At 30.3% G+C, this 17,892-nt stretch carries 15 protein-coding genes; 5 read left to right on the forward strand and 10 right to left on the reverse strand.

The window, feature by feature from the left end:
* Positions 1–77: 77 nt before the first annotated feature.
* From BMUR_RS04805 to BMUR_RS04825, 5 genes are all read left to right on the forward strand, one after another.
* Positions 78–2,303 (forward strand): glycoside hydrolase family 2 protein, encoded by a 2,226-nt coding sequence (locus BMUR_RS04805; protein ID WP_013113473.1) that lies wholly within the window; start codon positions 78–80, stop codon positions 2,301–2,303.
* 393 nt (positions 2,304–2,696) lie between these two features.
* Positions 2,697–3,137: a MarR family winged helix-turn-helix transcriptional regulator gene (locus BMUR_RS04810; protein ID WP_013113474.1), complete on the forward strand. Its 441-nt coding sequence runs from the start codon at positions 2,697–2,699 to the stop codon at positions 3,135–3,137.
* Positions 3,138–3,203: 66 nt separating this feature from the next.
* Entirely contained in the window at positions 3,204–3,644 is a 441-nt protein-coding gene (locus BMUR_RS04815; RefSeq protein WP_013113475.1) for a YkgJ family cysteine cluster protein, read from the forward strand.
* 8 nt (positions 3,645–3,652) lie between these two features.
* Positions 3,653–5,119: a B12-binding domain-containing radical SAM protein gene (locus BMUR_RS04820; RefSeq protein ID WP_013113476.1), complete on the forward strand. Its 1,467-nt coding sequence runs from the start codon at positions 3,653–3,655 to the stop codon at positions 5,117–5,119.
* Positions 5,120–5,286: 167 nt separating this feature from the next.
* Positions 5,287–6,240: a peptidylprolyl isomerase gene (locus BMUR_RS04825; protein WP_013113477.1), complete on the forward strand. Its 954-nt coding sequence runs from the start codon at positions 5,287–5,289 to the stop codon at positions 6,238–6,240.
* A gap of 147 nt (positions 6,241–6,387) precedes the next feature.
* Here the strand turns inward: BMUR_RS04825 and BMUR_RS04830 are convergent, their stop codons facing one another.
* The 10 genes from BMUR_RS04830 to BMUR_RS04875 form a co-directional block, all read right to left on the reverse strand.
* A complete protein-coding gene (locus BMUR_RS04830; RefSeq protein WP_013113478.1) occupies positions 6,388–7,341 on the reverse strand; it encodes an ABC transporter permease in 954 nt (317 codons plus the stop codon).
* A gap of 37 nt (positions 7,342–7,378) precedes the next feature.
* Complete coding sequence (locus BMUR_RS04835) at positions 7,379–8,494, reverse strand: ABC transporter permease (protein ID WP_013113479.1); 1,116 nt, start codon at positions 8,492–8,494, stop codon at positions 7,379–7,381.
* A 754-nt stretch (positions 8,495–9,248) separates the two neighbouring features.
* A complete protein-coding gene (locus BMUR_RS04840) occupies positions 9,249–10,106 on the reverse strand; it encodes an Rpn family recombination-promoting nuclease/putative transposase (protein WP_013113480.1) in 858 nt (285 codons plus the stop codon).
* Between the two features lie 55 nt (positions 10,107–10,161).
* Positions 10,162–11,697, reverse strand: a complete 1,536-nt coding sequence (locus BMUR_RS04845) for an ABC transporter ATP-binding protein (RefSeq protein ID WP_013113481.1) — start codon at positions 11,695–11,697, stop codon at positions 10,162–10,164.
* A gap of 95 nt (positions 11,698–11,792) precedes the next feature.
* Complete coding sequence (locus BMUR_RS04850) at positions 11,793–12,869, reverse strand: BMP family lipoprotein (protein ID WP_013113482.1); 1,077 nt, start codon at positions 12,867–12,869, stop codon at positions 11,793–11,795.
* 61 nt (positions 12,870–12,930) lie between these two features.
* Entirely contained in the window at positions 12,931–14,007 is a 1,077-nt protein-coding gene (locus tag BMUR_RS04855) for a BMP family lipoprotein (protein ID WP_013113483.1), read from the reverse strand.
* Between the two features lie 39 nt (positions 14,008–14,046).
* Positions 14,047–14,838, reverse strand: coding sequence for a nucleoside phosphorylase (locus BMUR_RS04860; RefSeq protein ID WP_013113484.1), 792 nt, complete (start codon positions 14,836–14,838; stop codon positions 14,047–14,049).
* Positions 14,839–14,840: 2 nt separating this feature from the next.
* Positions 14,841–15,656 carry a nucleoside phosphorylase gene (locus tag BMUR_RS04865; RefSeq protein WP_013113485.1) on the reverse strand — a complete coding sequence of 272 codons (816 nt, stop codon included), beginning with the start codon at positions 15,654–15,656 and terminating at the stop codon, positions 14,841–14,843.
* A gap of 32 nt (positions 15,657–15,688) precedes the next feature.
* Positions 15,689–16,342, reverse strand: coding sequence for a deoxyribose-phosphate aldolase (deoC, locus tag BMUR_RS04870; RefSeq protein WP_013113486.1), 654 nt, complete (start codon positions 16,340–16,342; stop codon positions 15,689–15,691).
* A 216-nt stretch (positions 16,343–16,558) separates the two neighbouring features.
* Complete coding sequence (locus tag BMUR_RS04875; protein ID WP_013113487.1) at positions 16,559–17,677, reverse strand: DegT/DnrJ/EryC1/StrS family aminotransferase; 1,119 nt, start codon at positions 17,675–17,677, stop codon at positions 16,559–16,561.
* Positions 17,678–17,892 lie beyond the last annotated feature (215 nt).

Here is a 17,892-nt window from a genome sequence, read left to right on the forward strand (position 1 = left end):
TTATACAAGTTTCATTGATTTTTTCTTTTTTAAATATAAAATATTTGCCATATAAAAAATTTGGAGTATGTACTAAAATGAGAGAGATAATAAATTTTAATACCAATTGGCAATTTTTTAAAGAATGGAATGATGCTATAAAAACAGAAAAACTAAATGCTGAAAGTGTAACACTGCCTCATACAGTTTCAGAAATACCATTACACTATTTTGATGAATCAGATACTTGGCTTATTACTGGATATCAAAATATATTTAATTATGATAAAGCCAAATTTCAAAATAAAAGAATATTAATTAATTTTGAAGGGGCAATGGCTGCCGCTGAAGTATTTGTTAATAACAAAAGTTTTTCAGAGCATAAAGGCGGATATTTACCTTTTGTACATGATATAACAGATGCATTAAAAGAAGGGGAAAATATAATAGCTGTAAAATTAGACAGTTTAGAAAGAGATGATATACCTCCTTTTGGAAATGAAATAGATTACCTATGCTATGGCGGTATATATAGAGAAGTTCAGATAATAATAGTTGATGATATTTCTATAGAAAATATTATGATAACTGGTCTTGGCAATCAAAATATAACTGGAAAAATAAGAATAAGAAACAGCAAAAAAACAAATTCAAAAGAAACTGTCTCTATTAATCTTTATAATAGAGAATATCATATATGCGAAATAAAAAAAGATATTCAACTACAAAATAATGAACTATTTACAGACATTGAGATTGATGAACATATAGATTCCGACAGAATAGAGCTTTGGACTATTAATAATCCTAGACTTTATAAATTGGAAGTTTCACTTTCTAATGAAGACAGCACTTCTGTAAGAATAGGCTTCAGAGATGTTAAGTTCACAGAAGATGGTTTCTATTTAAACGGAGAAAAAATAAAATTAAGAGGTTTAAATAGACATCAGAGTTTCCCTTATGTCGGTTATGCTATGCCGGAAAGAATACAGAAAAAAGATGCGGATATATTAAAATTTGATATGGGACTTAATATTGTACGTTCTTCGCATTATCCTGCTTCAAGACACTTTTTAGACAGATGCGATGAAATAGGATTAATGGTTTTTGAAGAAATACCGGGCTGGCAGCATATAGGCGATAAAGAATGGCAGAAAGTTTCTATAGAAAATGTAAAAGATATGATAGAAAGAGATTTTCATCATGCTTCTATAATAATTTGGGGAGTAAGAATAAATGAAAGTCAGGACAATCATAATTTCTACAAAGAAACAAATGAAATGGCTCATAAACTTGATAAAACAAGACAAACAGGCGGAGTAAGATATATAGTAGGAAGTGAGCTTTTAGAAGACGTATATACAGTTAATGATTTCAATTATGACGGCAAAGCTGACCCTATAAGAGCACAAAAATGCATAACAAAATTAGATAAAAATGTTCCTTACATGATAACAGAGTATAACGGACATATGTTCCCTACAAAAATGCAGGACTGCGAAGAGAGAACTATAGAACATACTAAAAGACATTATGAAATTATTAATGCTGTTGCAATAGATAAATATTTAGCAGGTTCCACAGGCTGGTGTGCCTTTGATTATCATACGCATTATAACTTTGGTTCAGGAGATAGAATATGTTATCATGGTGTTTATGATATGTTTAGAAATCCTAAATTGGCAGCAAGTGCTTATTCATCACAAATGTGCAAAGACTACAAAATAGTATTAGAACCTATAACAATATATGCAAGAGGGGAAAGAGCTATAGGAGGAGTTTCTCCTTTAATGATTTCTACAAACTGCGACTATATAGAAATATATCATGAAAATGATTTGATAGTAAAAGAATATCCAGCAGCAGGAAAATATCAAGGATTAAAACATGCTCCTGTAATTGTAAATATGGCTGTTAATATACCGGGTGTAAGCGATATGGACTGGGCAGATATAAAAATTGTTGGATATATAGATTCAAAACCTGTTATAGAAAAAAGCTATTTAAAAAATCCTACTTTCAAAGAACTTGAAGTAAAAGCTGATGATTATGAAATTAATTCTATAAGTGAAGGTTCATCTTGGGACTCGACTAGAATTACTGTAAAAGCAGTTGATGCTTTAGGAAATAGACTTCCATATATTAATGAAGCTGTAAAAATAAAGGTTGAAGGCGAAGGCGAACTTATAGGAAATGACAACCCAGTACTAGAAGGCGGTTATTATTCTTTCTGGGTTAAATCTAACAGCAAAAAGGGAGAAATAAAAATTAATGTATCAAATAAAAGAGTTGAAACAAAAACTATATCAATAAAAGTAAATTAATAAATTTAAAAAGTATTTATTAAAATTATTAAAGGGCTTGGAATATTATTTTCAAGTCCTTTTTTAATAATAAAAAAAATTATATACTGAAATGATTTTAGAGGTGCTGCAATTTTTAGTTAATATTAAAAATATACTAATAGTGATCTTCATATATTATTTTTTGTATTAAAATTATAAATACTATTTTAAATTATTATGGAACAATACAAATATATGTATATACAAAACTGAAATAATCCGTAAAAGTATCAATGTTAATAAATTTGGTTTTAAGTCTAAATTTTATATTTTTAGTATTCAAAAATTAATATTCTTTTAATAAACAATACTTGTTTTATTTTAAATATATTGTTTAATATAAATAAAAATTATATAAAAGCAGGTAAAGTCATGAAAAATGAAGAGCTAAAAAAATGCATGGAAGTGATGTATAATTTTTGGTACACTTCCAACAGATTTTATTATTTATGGGCTAAACAATACGGTATAACAGATTCAACTTTATTTACTTTACTTATTATTTATAACAGTAAAGAATGCTCCCAAACTTCCATCACAGAAAAATTATCATTGCCTAAACAGACTATTTGTTCTATATTAGACAATCTTGAAAAAAAAGGATACATAAAGAAAAAAATTAATACAGAAGATAAAAGAAATAAAATTATCACTCTGACAAAAAAAGGAATAACTTTTGCCGAACCTATATTAAAAGATTTAGAAAAAATGGATATAAAAATGCTGAAATGCCTGTCAGCTGAAGAGATAAAAAAATATATAGAACCTCAGAAAAAACTTATTGAGTTTATGGAAAATTATTTTAACGATTAATATATTGAATTTTAATCAATTATTATTATAATATTTATACTATATTTACAAAGGGGTGATTTTATTTTGAAAGTAATACCTTCAGACAGTCTTTTAAAAAACAGACAGGAAAAAGTTAGTGAAAAACTATGTGCAGACTGCAACTCATTATGCTGTCATGACCTTGTTATGGAAATATCTAAACCTAAAAATGAAAGCGAACTTAATACATTAAAATGGTATTTGCATTTTAGGCACTCTTTTATTTTTATATACGAAAATACTTGGTATCATATGATAAGAAGTGAGTGCAGATATTTAGATAAAAAAACATATCTTTGCAAAAACTATGAAAATAGAAATGAAATCTGTTCTAAACATAGTCCGCCTAAATGCGAAAGATATGAAGAGTGGTATGATGTGATTTTTGATGATCAATATGAATTAGAAAAATACGTATATGAAAATAAAATTATTAAAAAGAAAATAAGCAGCACAAAGAAGAAATCTGCTAAAAAAACTAAATAACTATTTTTATGAAAAAAAAACAGATAAGAAAAGTATGCATAACATATCCTCCCTTTGAATATAATATAGGATATCCTTTAATATCTTTAAATAAACAATTTCAATGGTTAAAAAATCCTACATATTCATACCCTATAATACCTTCATATGCAGCTACATTTTTAAAAAATAATGGAATCAATGTTATATTTTTAGACACAATAGCAAGAAATATGACTACTATAGAATGGTTTGACAATATAGATGAAATACAGCCTGATTTGATATTCTTTGAAGTAAAAACTCCTATTATAAACTATATATGGGATACTATAGATGTTATAAAAGAAAAGTACCCTAATACATATATTGTTCTTGCAGGAGATCATGTTACAGCACTTCCAGAAGAGAGTATGGAAAAATCAAAAACAGATTTCATACTTACAGGAGGCGATTATGATATGCTTCTTTTTAATTTGGTTAATCATATTAATAACGGTGATAAATTAAACAAAGGAATATATTACAGAACTTCTAATGGAAACATAAAAAATACAGGTAAATTTGTCTTAGAGGAATCATTAGACAGACTTCCATTTATCGACAGAAACCTTACAAACTGGAAATTATATTCAAAGATAAATGATCATTTTAAAAAAACTCCCGGTACATTTATAATGTCTGGAAGAGGATCTATATATAATAATTATAACAGCAACTCCTCTAATGTACTTTTTAATAATATAAGACTTAGAAATCCTATAAATGTAGCAGATGAAATAGAATATTTAAATAAACGTTATGGTATAAAAGAAGTAATAGATACAACTGTTTATTTTCCTACTGGAGAATGGCTGTCATTATTCTGTGAAACTATGAAAGAGAGAAAATTAAATAAAAAAGTTTATATTGACTGCTATATGTATCTTGGCGTGCTTGAATATCAGGATTATAAAATGATGAAGAAAGCTGGATTTAAAACTATTATATTCAATCTTCCTTCAGGAAATGCTAAAACTATAGAAAAGCTAGGTATTACAGACAATAGCGTAGAAAATATGATTAATTCTATAAAATTAGCAAAAAAAGCAGGACTTTTTACTGATATGATGGTTAAGCTAGGATATCCTTGGGAAAATGAAGAGGATATAATAAATACTTTTGAAATAGTTAAATATTTGATGCTTAACGGATATATAAACTCTATGAATGCCTCTATTTTTGTACCGTATCCGGGAACTAAATTATTTAAGTATTGCGATGAAAATAATCTTATTGATACAAAAAATTGGTTTGATTATGATATGAGGCAAAGCATAATGAAAAATGATATAGAAGATGATAAAATATTTAAATATATTGAGTGTTTTTATAATTTATCTTTTAATCCTCTTTATGTTATGCAAAAAATAAAAAGTATAAGAGATATTTACGATATAAAATATCATATAAAATCTTTTAAAAATATACTTTCATATTATTTAAATAACTATTAATATAAGACAAAGTGTAAAAAAAATTTATACTTGCATATAAGTAGGTTTAATGATATTCTTTTGTCATGGTTTTATATAAATAATAGTTTTATTAATTACAAAAGCTGCAGGCGTATATGCCAACAATTTTTATTAGCAATAAATAACAATTTTAAGGATTAGCTTCAATGAAAAAAACAATCATTTTTATACTATCCATTATTTTTATACAAAGCAATTTATTATTTAATGATGTTGTGAACAGCATAGTAGGAATAGTTGGCTCTATGCCGATTACATATGAAGATTTTATCAGCAGAAAATCATTTTTAACATTGCAGGCCAAATCTATAGGTCAGAAAATAAATGATGATATGGTTTATAAAGACTTAGTTGAAGAGAGAATAATGTATTTAAAACTAAAAGAATATAATTATGTCATAGAAGAAAATGATGTAAGCAGAAGACTTGAAAATATAGCAAAACAATATAATATGACTTTAGACCAATTTGCAAAACAGTTAATGGCGGAAGGTATATCTTATGAAGAATACAGAAACTCTATAAGAAAGCAAATAGCTATGGAAAACTTAAATGGCTTAGTAGTAAATAATACAGAAATTACAGATGAAGAGGCAGATGAGTTCTATAATAACACTAAAGATAAATCAGCATTTGAAGTAGATACTTTAGTACAGCTATCTTGGATCTTTTTTAAAGCAGCAACTTTCACTGAAAAAGGTGAAAAACAGGAATTAGCAAAACAAGTAAGAGGAATGGCAGCTAGAGGGCAGGATTTTGCCGAACTTGCCAGAAAATACAGCGATGATAATGCTACAAAAAATAACGGCGGAGATTTGGGATATAATCTTCTTTATGATGCAGGAAAAAGATCATTGCCGGCACAGATAAATGCAGGACTTAATCTTGCTAAAAGAGGATATAAAGTAGGTACTGTCAGCAGTGTAAGAGAACTTGTAGGAAAAGGTTTCTATATAGTGAAGATTGTAGGAATAGAAAAAGATATGGAAAGCATTAGAACAAGAGTAAAAAACTATCTTGGAGAGATGCAGATGAGAGATTCTTTTGTTAAATGGCTTGATGAAGAAACAAAAAGAGTATCTGTTCAGTTATACAAATAAAATTACATAATAACTAAACAATTATAAATTTTACTGTTACTATATAATGAGTATAATTGCGTGGGAAAAGTTTGACAAACTTAAAAATTAGTTTTATATTTTTGTACTAATCCCACGCTATAACATATTTTTGAAACAAGTATATTATTACCTAGCACCTTTATCATAAGGAACTCCTGATGCTTTAGGAGCCTGTGAATTTTTAGATGTAAATGCCAAAACTATTATGGTAGTGATATAAGGTATCATTTTATATATATTATTTGATATAGGCAGACTTGAAAGTATAGGTATTCCAGAATAAGCAGAAGCCAAAGTTTTCATAAGCCCAAAGAAAAATGCCGCATAAAGTATCTTCATAGGTTTCCATTGTCCGAATATTAATACTGCCAAAGCTAAAAATCCGTAACCTGCCACAGTGGCATTAAAGTTTGTAGAAGTAGGAATAACAAATACTAATCCGCCTAAACCGCCTAAAGCTCCAGATATAGCAACACCTATATAACGCATCTTATAAACATTAATACCTACAGAATCCGCTGCCTGAGGATGTTCCCCGCAGCTTCTAAGTCTAAGACCAAATCTAGTTTTATAAAGTAAAAACCAAGATAAAGCTAATATTATAAAACCTATATATGTTGTTATGTATGTATTTTGAAAAAATAATCCGCCTATTATAGGAATGCTTCCTAGTATTGGAACAGACTCTATTCTAAAATTATTAACAAAACTTATCTGCTGTACTGTTTGGATTGCTCTTGTTACATATATGGCAAAAGCAGGTGCAAATATATTTAAAGCTGTACCGCTTATAACTTGATCTGCACTCATACTAATAGCAGCATATGCATGAAGAAGAGAAAATATTAAACCAGCCAATGCTGATATAATCATAGCAAGAAATAATGTAATAGTAGGAGGAAAATTAGCCCCCAATCTGCTTATAAAAAATATACCAGCAAAAGCCCCTATTATCATTATACCCTCAAGAGCAATATTGACAACACCGCTTCTCTCAGAAAACATTCCTCCCAAAGCTACAAGTAAAAGAGGTATAGAAAAAAACATTGTCTGCTGTACTAAAAAATAAATTGTATCCATTTAAAAAATCTCCTTTTATCTAAAGCAGCTTTAGAGTTTACTCATTAGCATTTTTTGCTTCATTTTTGTTTAACTTCTTAACTATAAATCCAACAATATATTTAAAAAGCAAAGCAAAAGCACTGAAATATATAATAGAGGCAATAATCATCTCTATAATCTCTGGAGTAAAATCATATATCTGCATATAAAATCCTCCAACAGTTATATGAGCAATAAAAAGCCCTGCTATCAATATACCTATAGGGTGAGAAAGTCCAAGCAAAGCAATAGGTATACCCATAAAACCTTCTTCAGCAAGTACATCAACAACCTCTATATGTTTACCTACTCCGGAAAGATATAAAAGTCCGCCGCCTAATCCTGCCAAAGCACCAGCTATAACCATAGAAAGAACTATATTTCTTTTTTCATTAATACCGGCGTATTTGCTAGCATCTTTATTAAAACCGCAAGCCTTAAGCTCAAAACCAAATGTAGTTTTTGAAAGTATTATATATACTATTATTACAACTATTACAGCAATGAAAAAACCTCCGTTGGCACTTGAACCTTTAAATATCACATTAAGTCCCATAGCAGGCATAGCAGCAGAAGGAGGTATATTTTGAGACTGATTTTTAAGCATATCATAAACTGTAAGCGTAACAAGATAATTGACTAAATACATACCGATATAATTCATCATAATGCTTGAAATAACTTCATTAACATTAAAACGGGCTTTCAAAACACCGGGTAAATAAGCCCAAAGACCTCCGGCTATAAAAGAAACTAATAAAGCGGCTAACCAATGTATAGCAGGAGGAAGAAATGTACATTTTATAGCAACAACTACAGCAGCATAAGCACCTACTATAAACTGACCGGGAGCTCCTATATTAAAAAGTCCGTTTTTAAAAGCAAATCCTACAGAAAGACCTGTAAGTATCAAAGGAGTAGCAGTATATATAACCTGACCCAATCCCCTGCTTCCGCCGGAAAAACCGCCAGAAAGTATCGTCATAAAGGCTGGAAAAGCATCATAAACATTACTTACTAAAAGTATTATAAGTCCCAAAAGCAGACCTATAATAATAGCAAGAAAAGAAGAGAATATATTGACAAATCCGTCTTTCTCCAAAATACTAGCTAATTTGTTTTTGAAATCCATTAATCGCTCCTTTTATAACAATACATTTTTATATAATAATTAAAATTTAATATTCTAATCATAAACAGTATATTTAACATGCCATTTTAACGAATGTCATGATGTTCACAAGTTTTTATTTTATTATTGTTATGCTCGCCTTCGCCTTAAATAAGCTAGCGAGTAAACTCACTAGCTGGCTTCGGCTCGCTTGTTTAGTATAATATATCTCATTATTGTTATGCTCGCCTTCGCCTTAAATAAGCTAGCGAGTAAACTCACTAGCTGGCTTCGGCTCGCTTGTTTAGTATAATATATCTCATTATTGTTATGCTCGCCTTCGCCTTAAATAAGCTAGCGAGTAAACTCACTAGCTGGCTTCGGCTCGCTTGTTTAGTATAATATATCTCATTATTGTTATGTTCGCCTTCGCCTTAAATAAGCTAGCGAGTAAACTCACTAGCTGGCTTCGGCTCGCTTGTTTAGTATAATATATCTCATTATTGTTATGCTCGCCTTCGCCTTAAATAAGCTAGCGAGTAAACTCACTAGCTGGCTTCGGCTCGCTTGTTTAGTATAATATATCTCATTATTGTTATGTTCGCCTTCGCCTTAAATAAGCTAGCGAGTAAACTCACTAGCTGGCTTCGGCTCGCTTGTTTAGTATAATATATACCTCATATATTTACAAACGCCCACAAGTTTTTTATTTATTTATTTTTACTATAAAAAACTTGCTCACTTTAAGCATCTGGCAAGTTTACTTGCCAGATGTTCACAAGTTTTTTACTTCTTCTACACTCAAGCCTGTATTCTCACTAATTATTTTTATATCTATGCCTGATTTTTTTAAATTTCTAGCTATAGATATTTGCTGTTCTTTTTTACCTTTTTCTATACCTTCTTCAATACCTTTTACACGCTCTTCATTAAGCATTAAGATATTAAAGTAATCTCTTTCATAATTACTATAACCATTATATAAATCATTGCTATTAACAAATTTATAATATTCATCATATACTTCTTTCATTATAGGATTTTTTTTCACTAGAACTTTCATTATATCCTCCAATTTATTTTTTGAACTTAAAAATTTAAACCAATCTGATAACCCATCATATAAAATATTATCATTTTTAAACTTTTTCAGTTCTAAAAAATGAATCTCTAAATGATTAGTCAATATATGATTAGTTTCCAATTCTTTTATGAAGTAGCAGCTATGTGCTTTATCCGAATCTTTTATTAAATTAAAATCTAAAATATTAATACTTATAACAGGCATCAAATCAGAATATAGATCTTTAGATTTTAAATTTGAAAAATAGTTTTTAGCCCAATAGTATAAACTTCTATATATAAAAGATTGATTACCTATTCTTTGTATCTCTATTAAAATAGTATCTCCAGATTTTGTTTTTCCCTTTACATCTGTTATAGATTCTTTGTCATTTATACTTTCTTTTAAGTTAAAAGAATTTAATACTTCTATACTTTCAAAAGGTTCTTGATTAGCATCTATTCTCACAGAATTAATCAAATTTTTTAAAATATGCTCATGTCCTTTTTGAGCAAACATATAACGCATAAAATAATCATTTAAAACATTAAAATCTTTATTAATTTTCATAGTTCAATTCATAAAAAATATTAAAACCATTTACTATTATTATCAACCATAAACTTTATGCACTCCTCTTAGAGCCTGCCATATAAAGACCAAGTTCATTAATAGTTAAATCTTTATTAAGAACATTAGCTACTATCTCACCTTCATATATAACCAATATTCTATCGCTTAAATTCATAACCTCATCAAGCTCTAATGAAACAAGTAAAACAGCCTTTCCATTATCTCTTTGTGATATTAATTCTTTATGTATATACTCTATAGCACCAACATCAAGCCCCCTTGTAGGCTGAACTGCTATAAGTAAATCAGGATTTCTGTCTATCTCTCTCGCTATAATTACCTTCTGCTGATTTCCTCCGGACATACTTCTTGCTATAGTTTTAGAGCCTTCAGCACTTCTTATATCAAACCTTTTTATAAGCCCATCAGCATAATTATCTATTTCTTTAAACTTCAAAAATCCGTTTTTTTGAAATCTATCTGTAAAATATGTTTGAAGTATAGTATTTTCTGCTAGAGTATAATCAAGAACAAGCCCATGTTTATGCCTGTCCTCTGGAATATGCCCTATGCCGCTTAATGTTTTTTTTCTTATAGATAAATTGGTAATATCTTTGCCGTTTAATGTAACAGTACCGCTTGACATCTCCATAAGACCAGTAAGAGCATATATAAGCTCACTTTGTCCATTTCCATCAATACCAGCAATGCATACTATCTCCCCTGCATGCACATCAAAAGAAACATTTTTTACTATATTTTTTTCGCTTTTATTGTGATGAGATTTAACATTTAAATTTTTTACAGAAAGTATTATATCTTTAGGCTTAGCCTCAGTTTTTTCTACTACTAAAGATACCTTTCTTCCCACCATCATTTCTGACATCTCTTCTTTAGTAGTGCTTTTTACATCAATAGTGCCTATATATTTACCCTTACGAAGAACAGAACATCTATCAGCAGCCTCTTTAATCTCATTTAATTTATGGGTAATAAATAGTATAGATTTACCTTCTTTTACCAATGATTTCATTATCTTCATAAGCTCTTCAATCTCATTGGGCGTAAGTACAGCAGTAGGCTCATCAAAAATAAGTATATTATTATTTCTGTATAGCATTTTTAATATTTCTACCCTCTGCTGCATACCTACAGTTAAATCACTTATAAGAGAGTCCGGATAAATTTCAAGCCCGTAAGTTTTGCTTAACTCCATTACTTTTTTTCTCGCATCATCAACCTGAAGTATTCCATGCTTAACAGTTTCAACGCCAAGCATAATATTTTCCAAAGCAGTAAAATTATGTACTAATTTAAAATGCTGATGCACCATACCAATACCTAATTCATTTGCCGTATTAGGATTATCAATATTTACTTCCTTGCCATTAACTTTGATAATACCCTCTTCCTGTTTATAAAGCCCGAATAATACGCTCATCAAAGTGGATTTGCCAGCCCCATTTTCTCCAAGCAGAGCATGTATTTCCCCGCGTTTTAATTGTATAGTAATATTATCATTAGCTACTATTCCTTTAAAACGTTTTGTAATATTAAGCATTTCAACCACGTATTCTGAATTTTCCATATTTTTATACCTATTTTACTATTAACTATTAAAAATCATAAAAGAGATACCAACATATAAAAGTGTCAGTATCTCCTAAAATTAACCAATTTCAATTATTGTATAAAATTAACATTCACTGCATCTAAAGGCAATTGATTAACATCTTTAGCATCTTTGTCAGTAAGAACTTTTATTTCTCCCACTACCAATTTTTGATATATAGTGTCATAATCAGCCTGAGTAAATTTTTGAAATCTTGAAGTTTCCATAGGAAGACCTATGCCATTAACTTTAGCATCAAGTACAACAGATTTTCCGCCCGGGAATTTAGAATTATAAAAATCATCTATAGCATTATAAACAGATTCTCCAAGCATTTTCATAGCTGAGGTGATAACAGTAGGGGATTCAGCACTTTGATCTATATCAACACCTATAACAAAAGCATTATTCTGTTCAGCAGCACTCATCACAGAGTTGCCGGCTCCGCCAGCAGGTGCAAATATTACCTGCACTCCGCTTTGATACCAAGAGGTAGCAAGAGTCTGATTTTCTGGAGTAGCATTAAAGTTTCCTATATAAGTATAATTAATTTTCACACTTCCAACAGCTAAAGCCATTTCTTTAGCGGCATAATTAGCTCCTTGTACAAATCCGTATCCGAATCTTATAACAGCAGGTACAGCCATACCAGCCATAACACCCAAATTAGTATATCCTTCTTTTACTGCTGCATATCCGGCTAAAAATCCAGCCTGCTCTTCTGCATAAAGTACAGAATAAACATTAGTCTCTATTCTAAAGTCAGTATATGTTCCGTCCTGAGGAGTACCGTCTAAAAGTACAAAAGCAACATTAGGGTGAGTATCCTGAGCTCTATATACTGCAGGTTCAAATAAAAATCCCGGTGTTACAACCAATTTTGCACCTGCTGCCACTGCAAGATCTATAGCATCTACATATGAATCAGTTGTTTTTTGAGTAGGCTGATAATATTTATGAGATATTCCTTTTTCCTGAGCATACTGAGTTAAACCTTCCCAAGCACCTTGATTAAAGGATCTGTCATCTATAGTACCAACATCTGTTATTAATGCCAGCTCATATCCTCCAGACTTTTTTCCGCCGCCGCATGAAACAGTTACTATAAAAGCTGTAACTATGATTATTGAAGTGAGAAATTTCTTCATATTTCTGTCTCCTATTTTTTATTATTTATTGCTCAATTTTTATTAAAGCCTAAATTAATATTTACTTTATATAATCTACATTTACTATGTTCAAAGGCAAATCTTCAATATTTTTTGCATCTGTATCTTTTAATACTTTGATACTTTTATCTACAAGAAGTTTATATATATAATCATAATTATCTTTAGTAAATACATTAAACTTTGAAGTTGACATAGGAAGTCCTATTCCATTAACTCTTGCATCCAATATCATAGTTTTCCCGCCGTCAAATGTTTTATTGTAGTAGGAAGCAGCAGCATTATAAACTGATTCTCTTATCATTTTCATAGCTGAAGTTATAACAGTAGGCGATTCAAAGCTCTGATCTACATCCACTCCTATTACCAAGCCATTATTATTTTCAGCAGCACTCATAACAGAATAAGCAGCTCCTCCAGCTGGGGCAAATATTACCTGCGTACCGCTTTTATACCATGATGCTGCAAGAGTCTGATTTTCGGGAGTAGTATCATAATTGCCTACATAGGTGTATTTTATATTAATATCGCCTTTTTTTAGTTCCATTTCATTTGCCGCATAATCAGCACCCTGTAAAAAACCATAACCAAATCTTACAACTGCAGGGTGAGCAACCCCTCCTATAACACCTAAATTGGTATATCCTTCTTTTACTATAGCATATCCTGCCAAAAATCCGGCTTCTTCTTCAGCATAAAGTATGGCAATAGTATTTGTTTCTGTTCTATAATCAGTATAAGTACCGTCCTGAGGCTCTCCGTCTATTAATATAAAGTTTACATTTGTGTAAATATCCTGAGCTCTATATATAGCTGGCTCAAACTGATACCCCGGAGTTACTATTAATTTAGCTCCGCCTTTTACAGCAAGTTCTATAGTATTTAAATAAGAGTCTATATCTTTATCCGGCACTTTATAATATTTGTGAGTTATACCATAAGTCTGAGCATAATCCTTTACGCCTTCCCAAGAGCCCTGATTAAATGATTTGTCATCAACACTGCCCAAATCTATTAAAACAGCTATTTCAAAACTATTTGGAGTATTATTTTTTTCTTCCTTGCTGCAGGAAAATAAAAGCAAAGACACTGCTAATAATAATATTTTTTTATACATAATCCTTATCCTAAACTATTATTTGTTTTTTTATTTTTATTATTTATTTATATTATCTTTTTCTATTAAAACTTTAATAGATTCTATAATCAAATCTATTGCTTCTTCACCAGTATAATCTTTTGGATCATTAATATTATTTTTAATTCTCTCCTGATTGTGAAGAACAAGCATAGCAGCACCAGTACGTACATTTTTGGAAGCCCCAACAGCAAACAGTGTAGCAGATTCCATTTCAGAAGCCAAACAGCCTGCCTTAATATAACTATCCCATTTATATAAAAGCTCTTTATCAACAGCCATACTCCCCGGAGCATGCTGAGCATAAAAAGCATCTTTACATTGTACAACACCTACATGGCTTTTTGTTTTTATTTTGCGTCCGCCTTCAATCATAGCTTCAAGCACATCGATATTAGGCACACAAGGAAACTCTTTAGGTATATAATTATCCATAGTTCCGCCGCCTTTAACAGCACCATTAACTATAATAACATCGCCAGCAATTACTTTCATATTCATACCGCCGCAAGTACCTACTCGTAAAAAAGTATCAGCCCCAATCTTTATAAGCTCTTCTAATGCTATAGCAGTAGAAGGTCCGCCTATACCATGAGACACTGCAGAAACTTTAACCCCATTTATATATCCTGTGTAAGTAGCATATTCTCTGTAATCAGCTATTAATTTTGCATTATCAAATCTTTTAGCTATTTTGGCACATCTTTTAGGGTCTCCCGGCATTATAATATATCTGCCTACATCCCCTTTTTTTAATTTCAAATGATGAACTAGATTTTCATTTTCTTCATAATAGGCTTTAGGAAACATATTTAATTACCCCTCTTATCTTTTTCATCTAATAAAACTATAGCTTCTAATGCAGTTAATATCATATTTTCTATATTATCACAGTATTTAAGATGAGTACCCATTCTCTCTATCATAGTATTTTCTACTATATGCATTATTGCTCCTGCTCTTACTTTTCTTAAAGAAGCACATGCAAAAAGAGCAGCACATTCCATCTCTGAAGCTATAGCACCGCATAATGTATAGTATTTAAGATTATTTTCAAATTTCTCTCTGAAAAAAGAATTCTCAGGCTCTAATTCTCCGTAAAAACAATCCTTACTATGAACAACACCTATATGATAATTAGCATTTATTTTTTTAGCAGCATCTCTTAAAGCAAACATAACATCAGTATCAGCAATAGCAGGATATTCAAAAGGTATATATTCTCTTGTAGTGCCTTCATCTTTGATTGCAGCCTGAGCTATAGCTAAATCATTAGGTTTTACTTTAAGGCTAAGTCCTCCAGCTGTACCTACCCTTATAAAAGTATCAGCCCCTATATTTATAAGCTCTTCCATAGCTATTGAAGCAGAAGGTCCGCCTATTCCAGTAGAGGTTACAGAAACATCTACACCTTTATATCTGCCTGTTGCTGTAACATACTCTCTGTTATCGGCCTTAATAACTGCATCATCTAAAAACTTAGCAATATAACTTACCCTTTTAGGATCCCCCGGAAGAAGTACATATTTAGCAGCATCTCCTTTTTTTAATTTGATATGATACTGAAGAAGACCTTGTTTATTTGCATCTTCATCATAAAAAGCCTTTATTTCTCTAGCTGATTCCATAGTTTATACTCCATTTTTATTACAGAAATACTTTATTTTTTTTCTGCATTTACTATAGCAATACCGCTGCTAGTACCAAGTCTGTTTGCACCAGCATTTATCATTTTTATAGCATCTTCATATGTTTTTATTCCGCCTGAAGCCTTTACACCTATATCTTTTCCCACGGCTTCACGCATGAGCTTTACATCATGTTCCGTTGCTCCGCCTGAAGAAAATCCTGTAGAAGTCTTTACAAAATCAGCCCCGCATTCTTTGGCTATTTTACATGCCAAAACCTTCTCTTCATCTGTTAAAAGGCAAGTTTCTATAATGACTTTTAATACGCTTGCAGAACAAGCATCGCGTACCTTTTTTATATCGCGTTCAAAAAGGTCTATTTTTCTGCTTTTTAAAAAACCTACGTTTATAACCATATCTATTTCATCTGCACCGCTGTCAATAGCAAATTTGGCCTCATAAGCCTTAGCCTCTTTCATCATAGCTCCCAATGGGAAGCCTACTACTGAACAAACTTTTACATCTGAATGCAGAAGAAAATTATAAGCAACATTTACATAAGCGGAGTTAACACATACAGAATAAAATCCGTATTCTTTTGCTTCTATACATAACTTCCTTATATCGTCTAGTGTTGCCTCTGGTTTAAGAATTGTATGATCGATTAATTTACTTATACTGTTCATTTTTTTCACCTCTGTTTCATATCATATAAAATATAGCTCTATTTGTCAAATTTATTATGTATAAAAGACGTATTTATATATCTTATACACTTATAGTATAATAAATTAATTTGTTTAAATCATGTAAAATATAGAAATAATTTATTGATTTTTATTATTATGATAAAATACAAAATGAAAGCATAAAAAACTTTCATTTTGTACTATATGTAAATATTAATCTTTTACAACTTTTTTTATAGCCTCTATAACTATATCCTGCTCTTCTTTAAGAATATCATTATCTATAGGCAAAGCTATATTATGTTTTGAAGCATACTCAGATACAGGCATATCTCCTTCTTTGTAGCCTAATTTTTTTACTAAAATAGGTGCTAAATGTATAGGGTGAGGATAATAAAGAGCAGTAGGAACTCCCAATTCAGATAATTTGGATCTAACTTCATCTCTGTTATTTTCTACCTGTATAACATACTGTGCATGAACACTTTGAGTATATTCTGCTATTTCAGGCACTTTTACTATATCTTTTAGTTTTTCATTATAATACTCAGCTGCATTTCTTCTATGTTTCATATCATCTTCAAACCCCTTAAACTTCTCAAGCAAAATACCAGCCTGCAAATTATCTAATCTTCCTGTAGTACCTAGTTTTACATGGTTCATGCCGCCTTCATCACCATGATGTCGTAATTGTTTGAGATTTTTGTAGAATTCTTCATTATCTGTAAATACCATTCCGCCGTCTCCAAAACAGCCTAAAGGTTTGGCTGGGAAAAATGATGTAACAGCAATATCTCCCAATTTTCCAGAGCATGATTTTACATTTTTATAACTTGCCCCAAATGATTGGCAGGCATCTTCTATTACAAAAATATTGTTTTTTCTTGCAATATCAAGTATAACATCAAAATTAGAACATTGACCGAATAAATTTACAGGTATAATAGCTGCTGTATTTTTATTTATTAAACTTTCTAGTTTTTTTACGTCCATATTAAAATATTCATCAATATCGCATACTCTCACTTTCATACCTAAAAATGAAGGAGCTTCAGCCGTAGAAAAAAATGTCATAGCAGGTACTATAACCTCTTTACTAGAATGATCCTCTCCCGCATTAAAGCCCAATGCCAAAAGTGCAAGAACTAACCCCACATGCCCAGATGAAACACCTACAGCATATTTTGCCCCTGTATAATTTGCTAATTCTTTTTCTAAAGTATCTAATTCTTCACCAAATACAAACTGACTTCTCTCTATAATAGAAGATATTCTTTTATCAATAGCTTCTTTTCTTTTTTCATATCCCCTGTAAAGATTCATATATTTCATAAAAAATCCTTTATATAAATTGAAATTAAATATAAAATTTATATAAATTGTATTCAAATTATAATTATTGTCAATAGATTTATTAAAAAAAATATTGTTAATAGTAATATTTTAAAAATATAATCTAATAATCCTTGAAATACACATTTTATTTTACTATACTATAATGTATTGATAATAAACTGATAACATAATAAGAACAAGCGGAAATTGAT

This window comes from Brachyspira murdochii DSM 12563 (genome assembly GCF_000092845.1).
In the GTDB taxonomy this organism is placed as follows: Bacteria; Spirochaetota; Brachyspiria; order Brachyspirales; family Brachyspiraceae; genus Brachyspira; species Brachyspira murdochii.

Coding starts and splice junctions, on each gene's coding strand:
- BMUR_RS04845 (WP_013113481.1), bottom strand. CDS start 11,697: ATGGAAAATTCAGAATACGTGGTTGAAATGCTTAATATTACAAAACGT.
- BMUR_RS04830 (WP_013113478.1), bottom strand. CDS start 7,341: ATGGATACAATTTATTTTTTAGTACAGCAGACAATGTTTTTTTCTATA.
- BMUR_RS04820 (WP_013113476.1), top strand. CDS start 3,653: ATGAAAAAAAAACAGATAAGAAAAGTATGCATAACATATCCTCCCTTT.
- BMUR_RS04825 (WP_013113477.1), top strand. CDS start 5,287: ATGAAAAAAACAATCATTTTTATACTATCCATTATTTTTATACAAAGC.
- BMUR_RS04865 (WP_013113485.1), bottom strand. CDS start 15,656: ATGGAATCAGCTAGAGAAATAAAGGCTTTTTATGATGAAGATGCAAAT.
- BMUR_RS04875 (WP_013113487.1), bottom strand. CDS start 17,677: ATGAAATATATGAATCTTTACAGGGGATATGAAAAAAGAAAAGAAGCT.
- deoC (WP_013113486.1), bottom strand. CDS start 16,342: ATGAACAGTATAAGTAAATTAATCGATCATACAATTCTTAAACCAGAG.
- BMUR_RS04835 (WP_013113479.1), bottom strand. CDS start 8,494: ATGGATTTCAAAAACAAATTAGCTAGTATTTTGGAGAAAGACGGATTT.
- BMUR_RS04855 (WP_013113483.1), bottom strand. CDS start 14,007: ATGTATAAAAAAATATTATTATTAGCAGTGTCTTTGCTTTTATTTTCC.
- BMUR_RS04850 (WP_013113482.1), bottom strand. CDS start 12,869: ATGAAGAAATTTCTCACTTCAATAATCATAGTTACAGCTTTTATAGTA.
- BMUR_RS04805 (WP_013113473.1), top strand. CDS start 78: ATGAGAGAGATAATAAATTTTAATACCAATTGGCAATTTTTTAAAGAA.
- BMUR_RS04860 (WP_013113484.1), bottom strand. CDS start 14,838: ATGTTTCCTAAAGCCTATTATGAAGAAAATGAAAATCTAGTTCATCAT.
- BMUR_RS04810 (WP_013113474.1), top strand. CDS start 2,697: ATGAAAAATGAAGAGCTAAAAAAATGCATGGAAGTGATGTATAATTTT.
- BMUR_RS04840 (WP_013113480.1), bottom strand. CDS start 10,106: ATGAAAATTAATAAAGATTTTAATGTTTTAAATGATTATTTTATGCGT.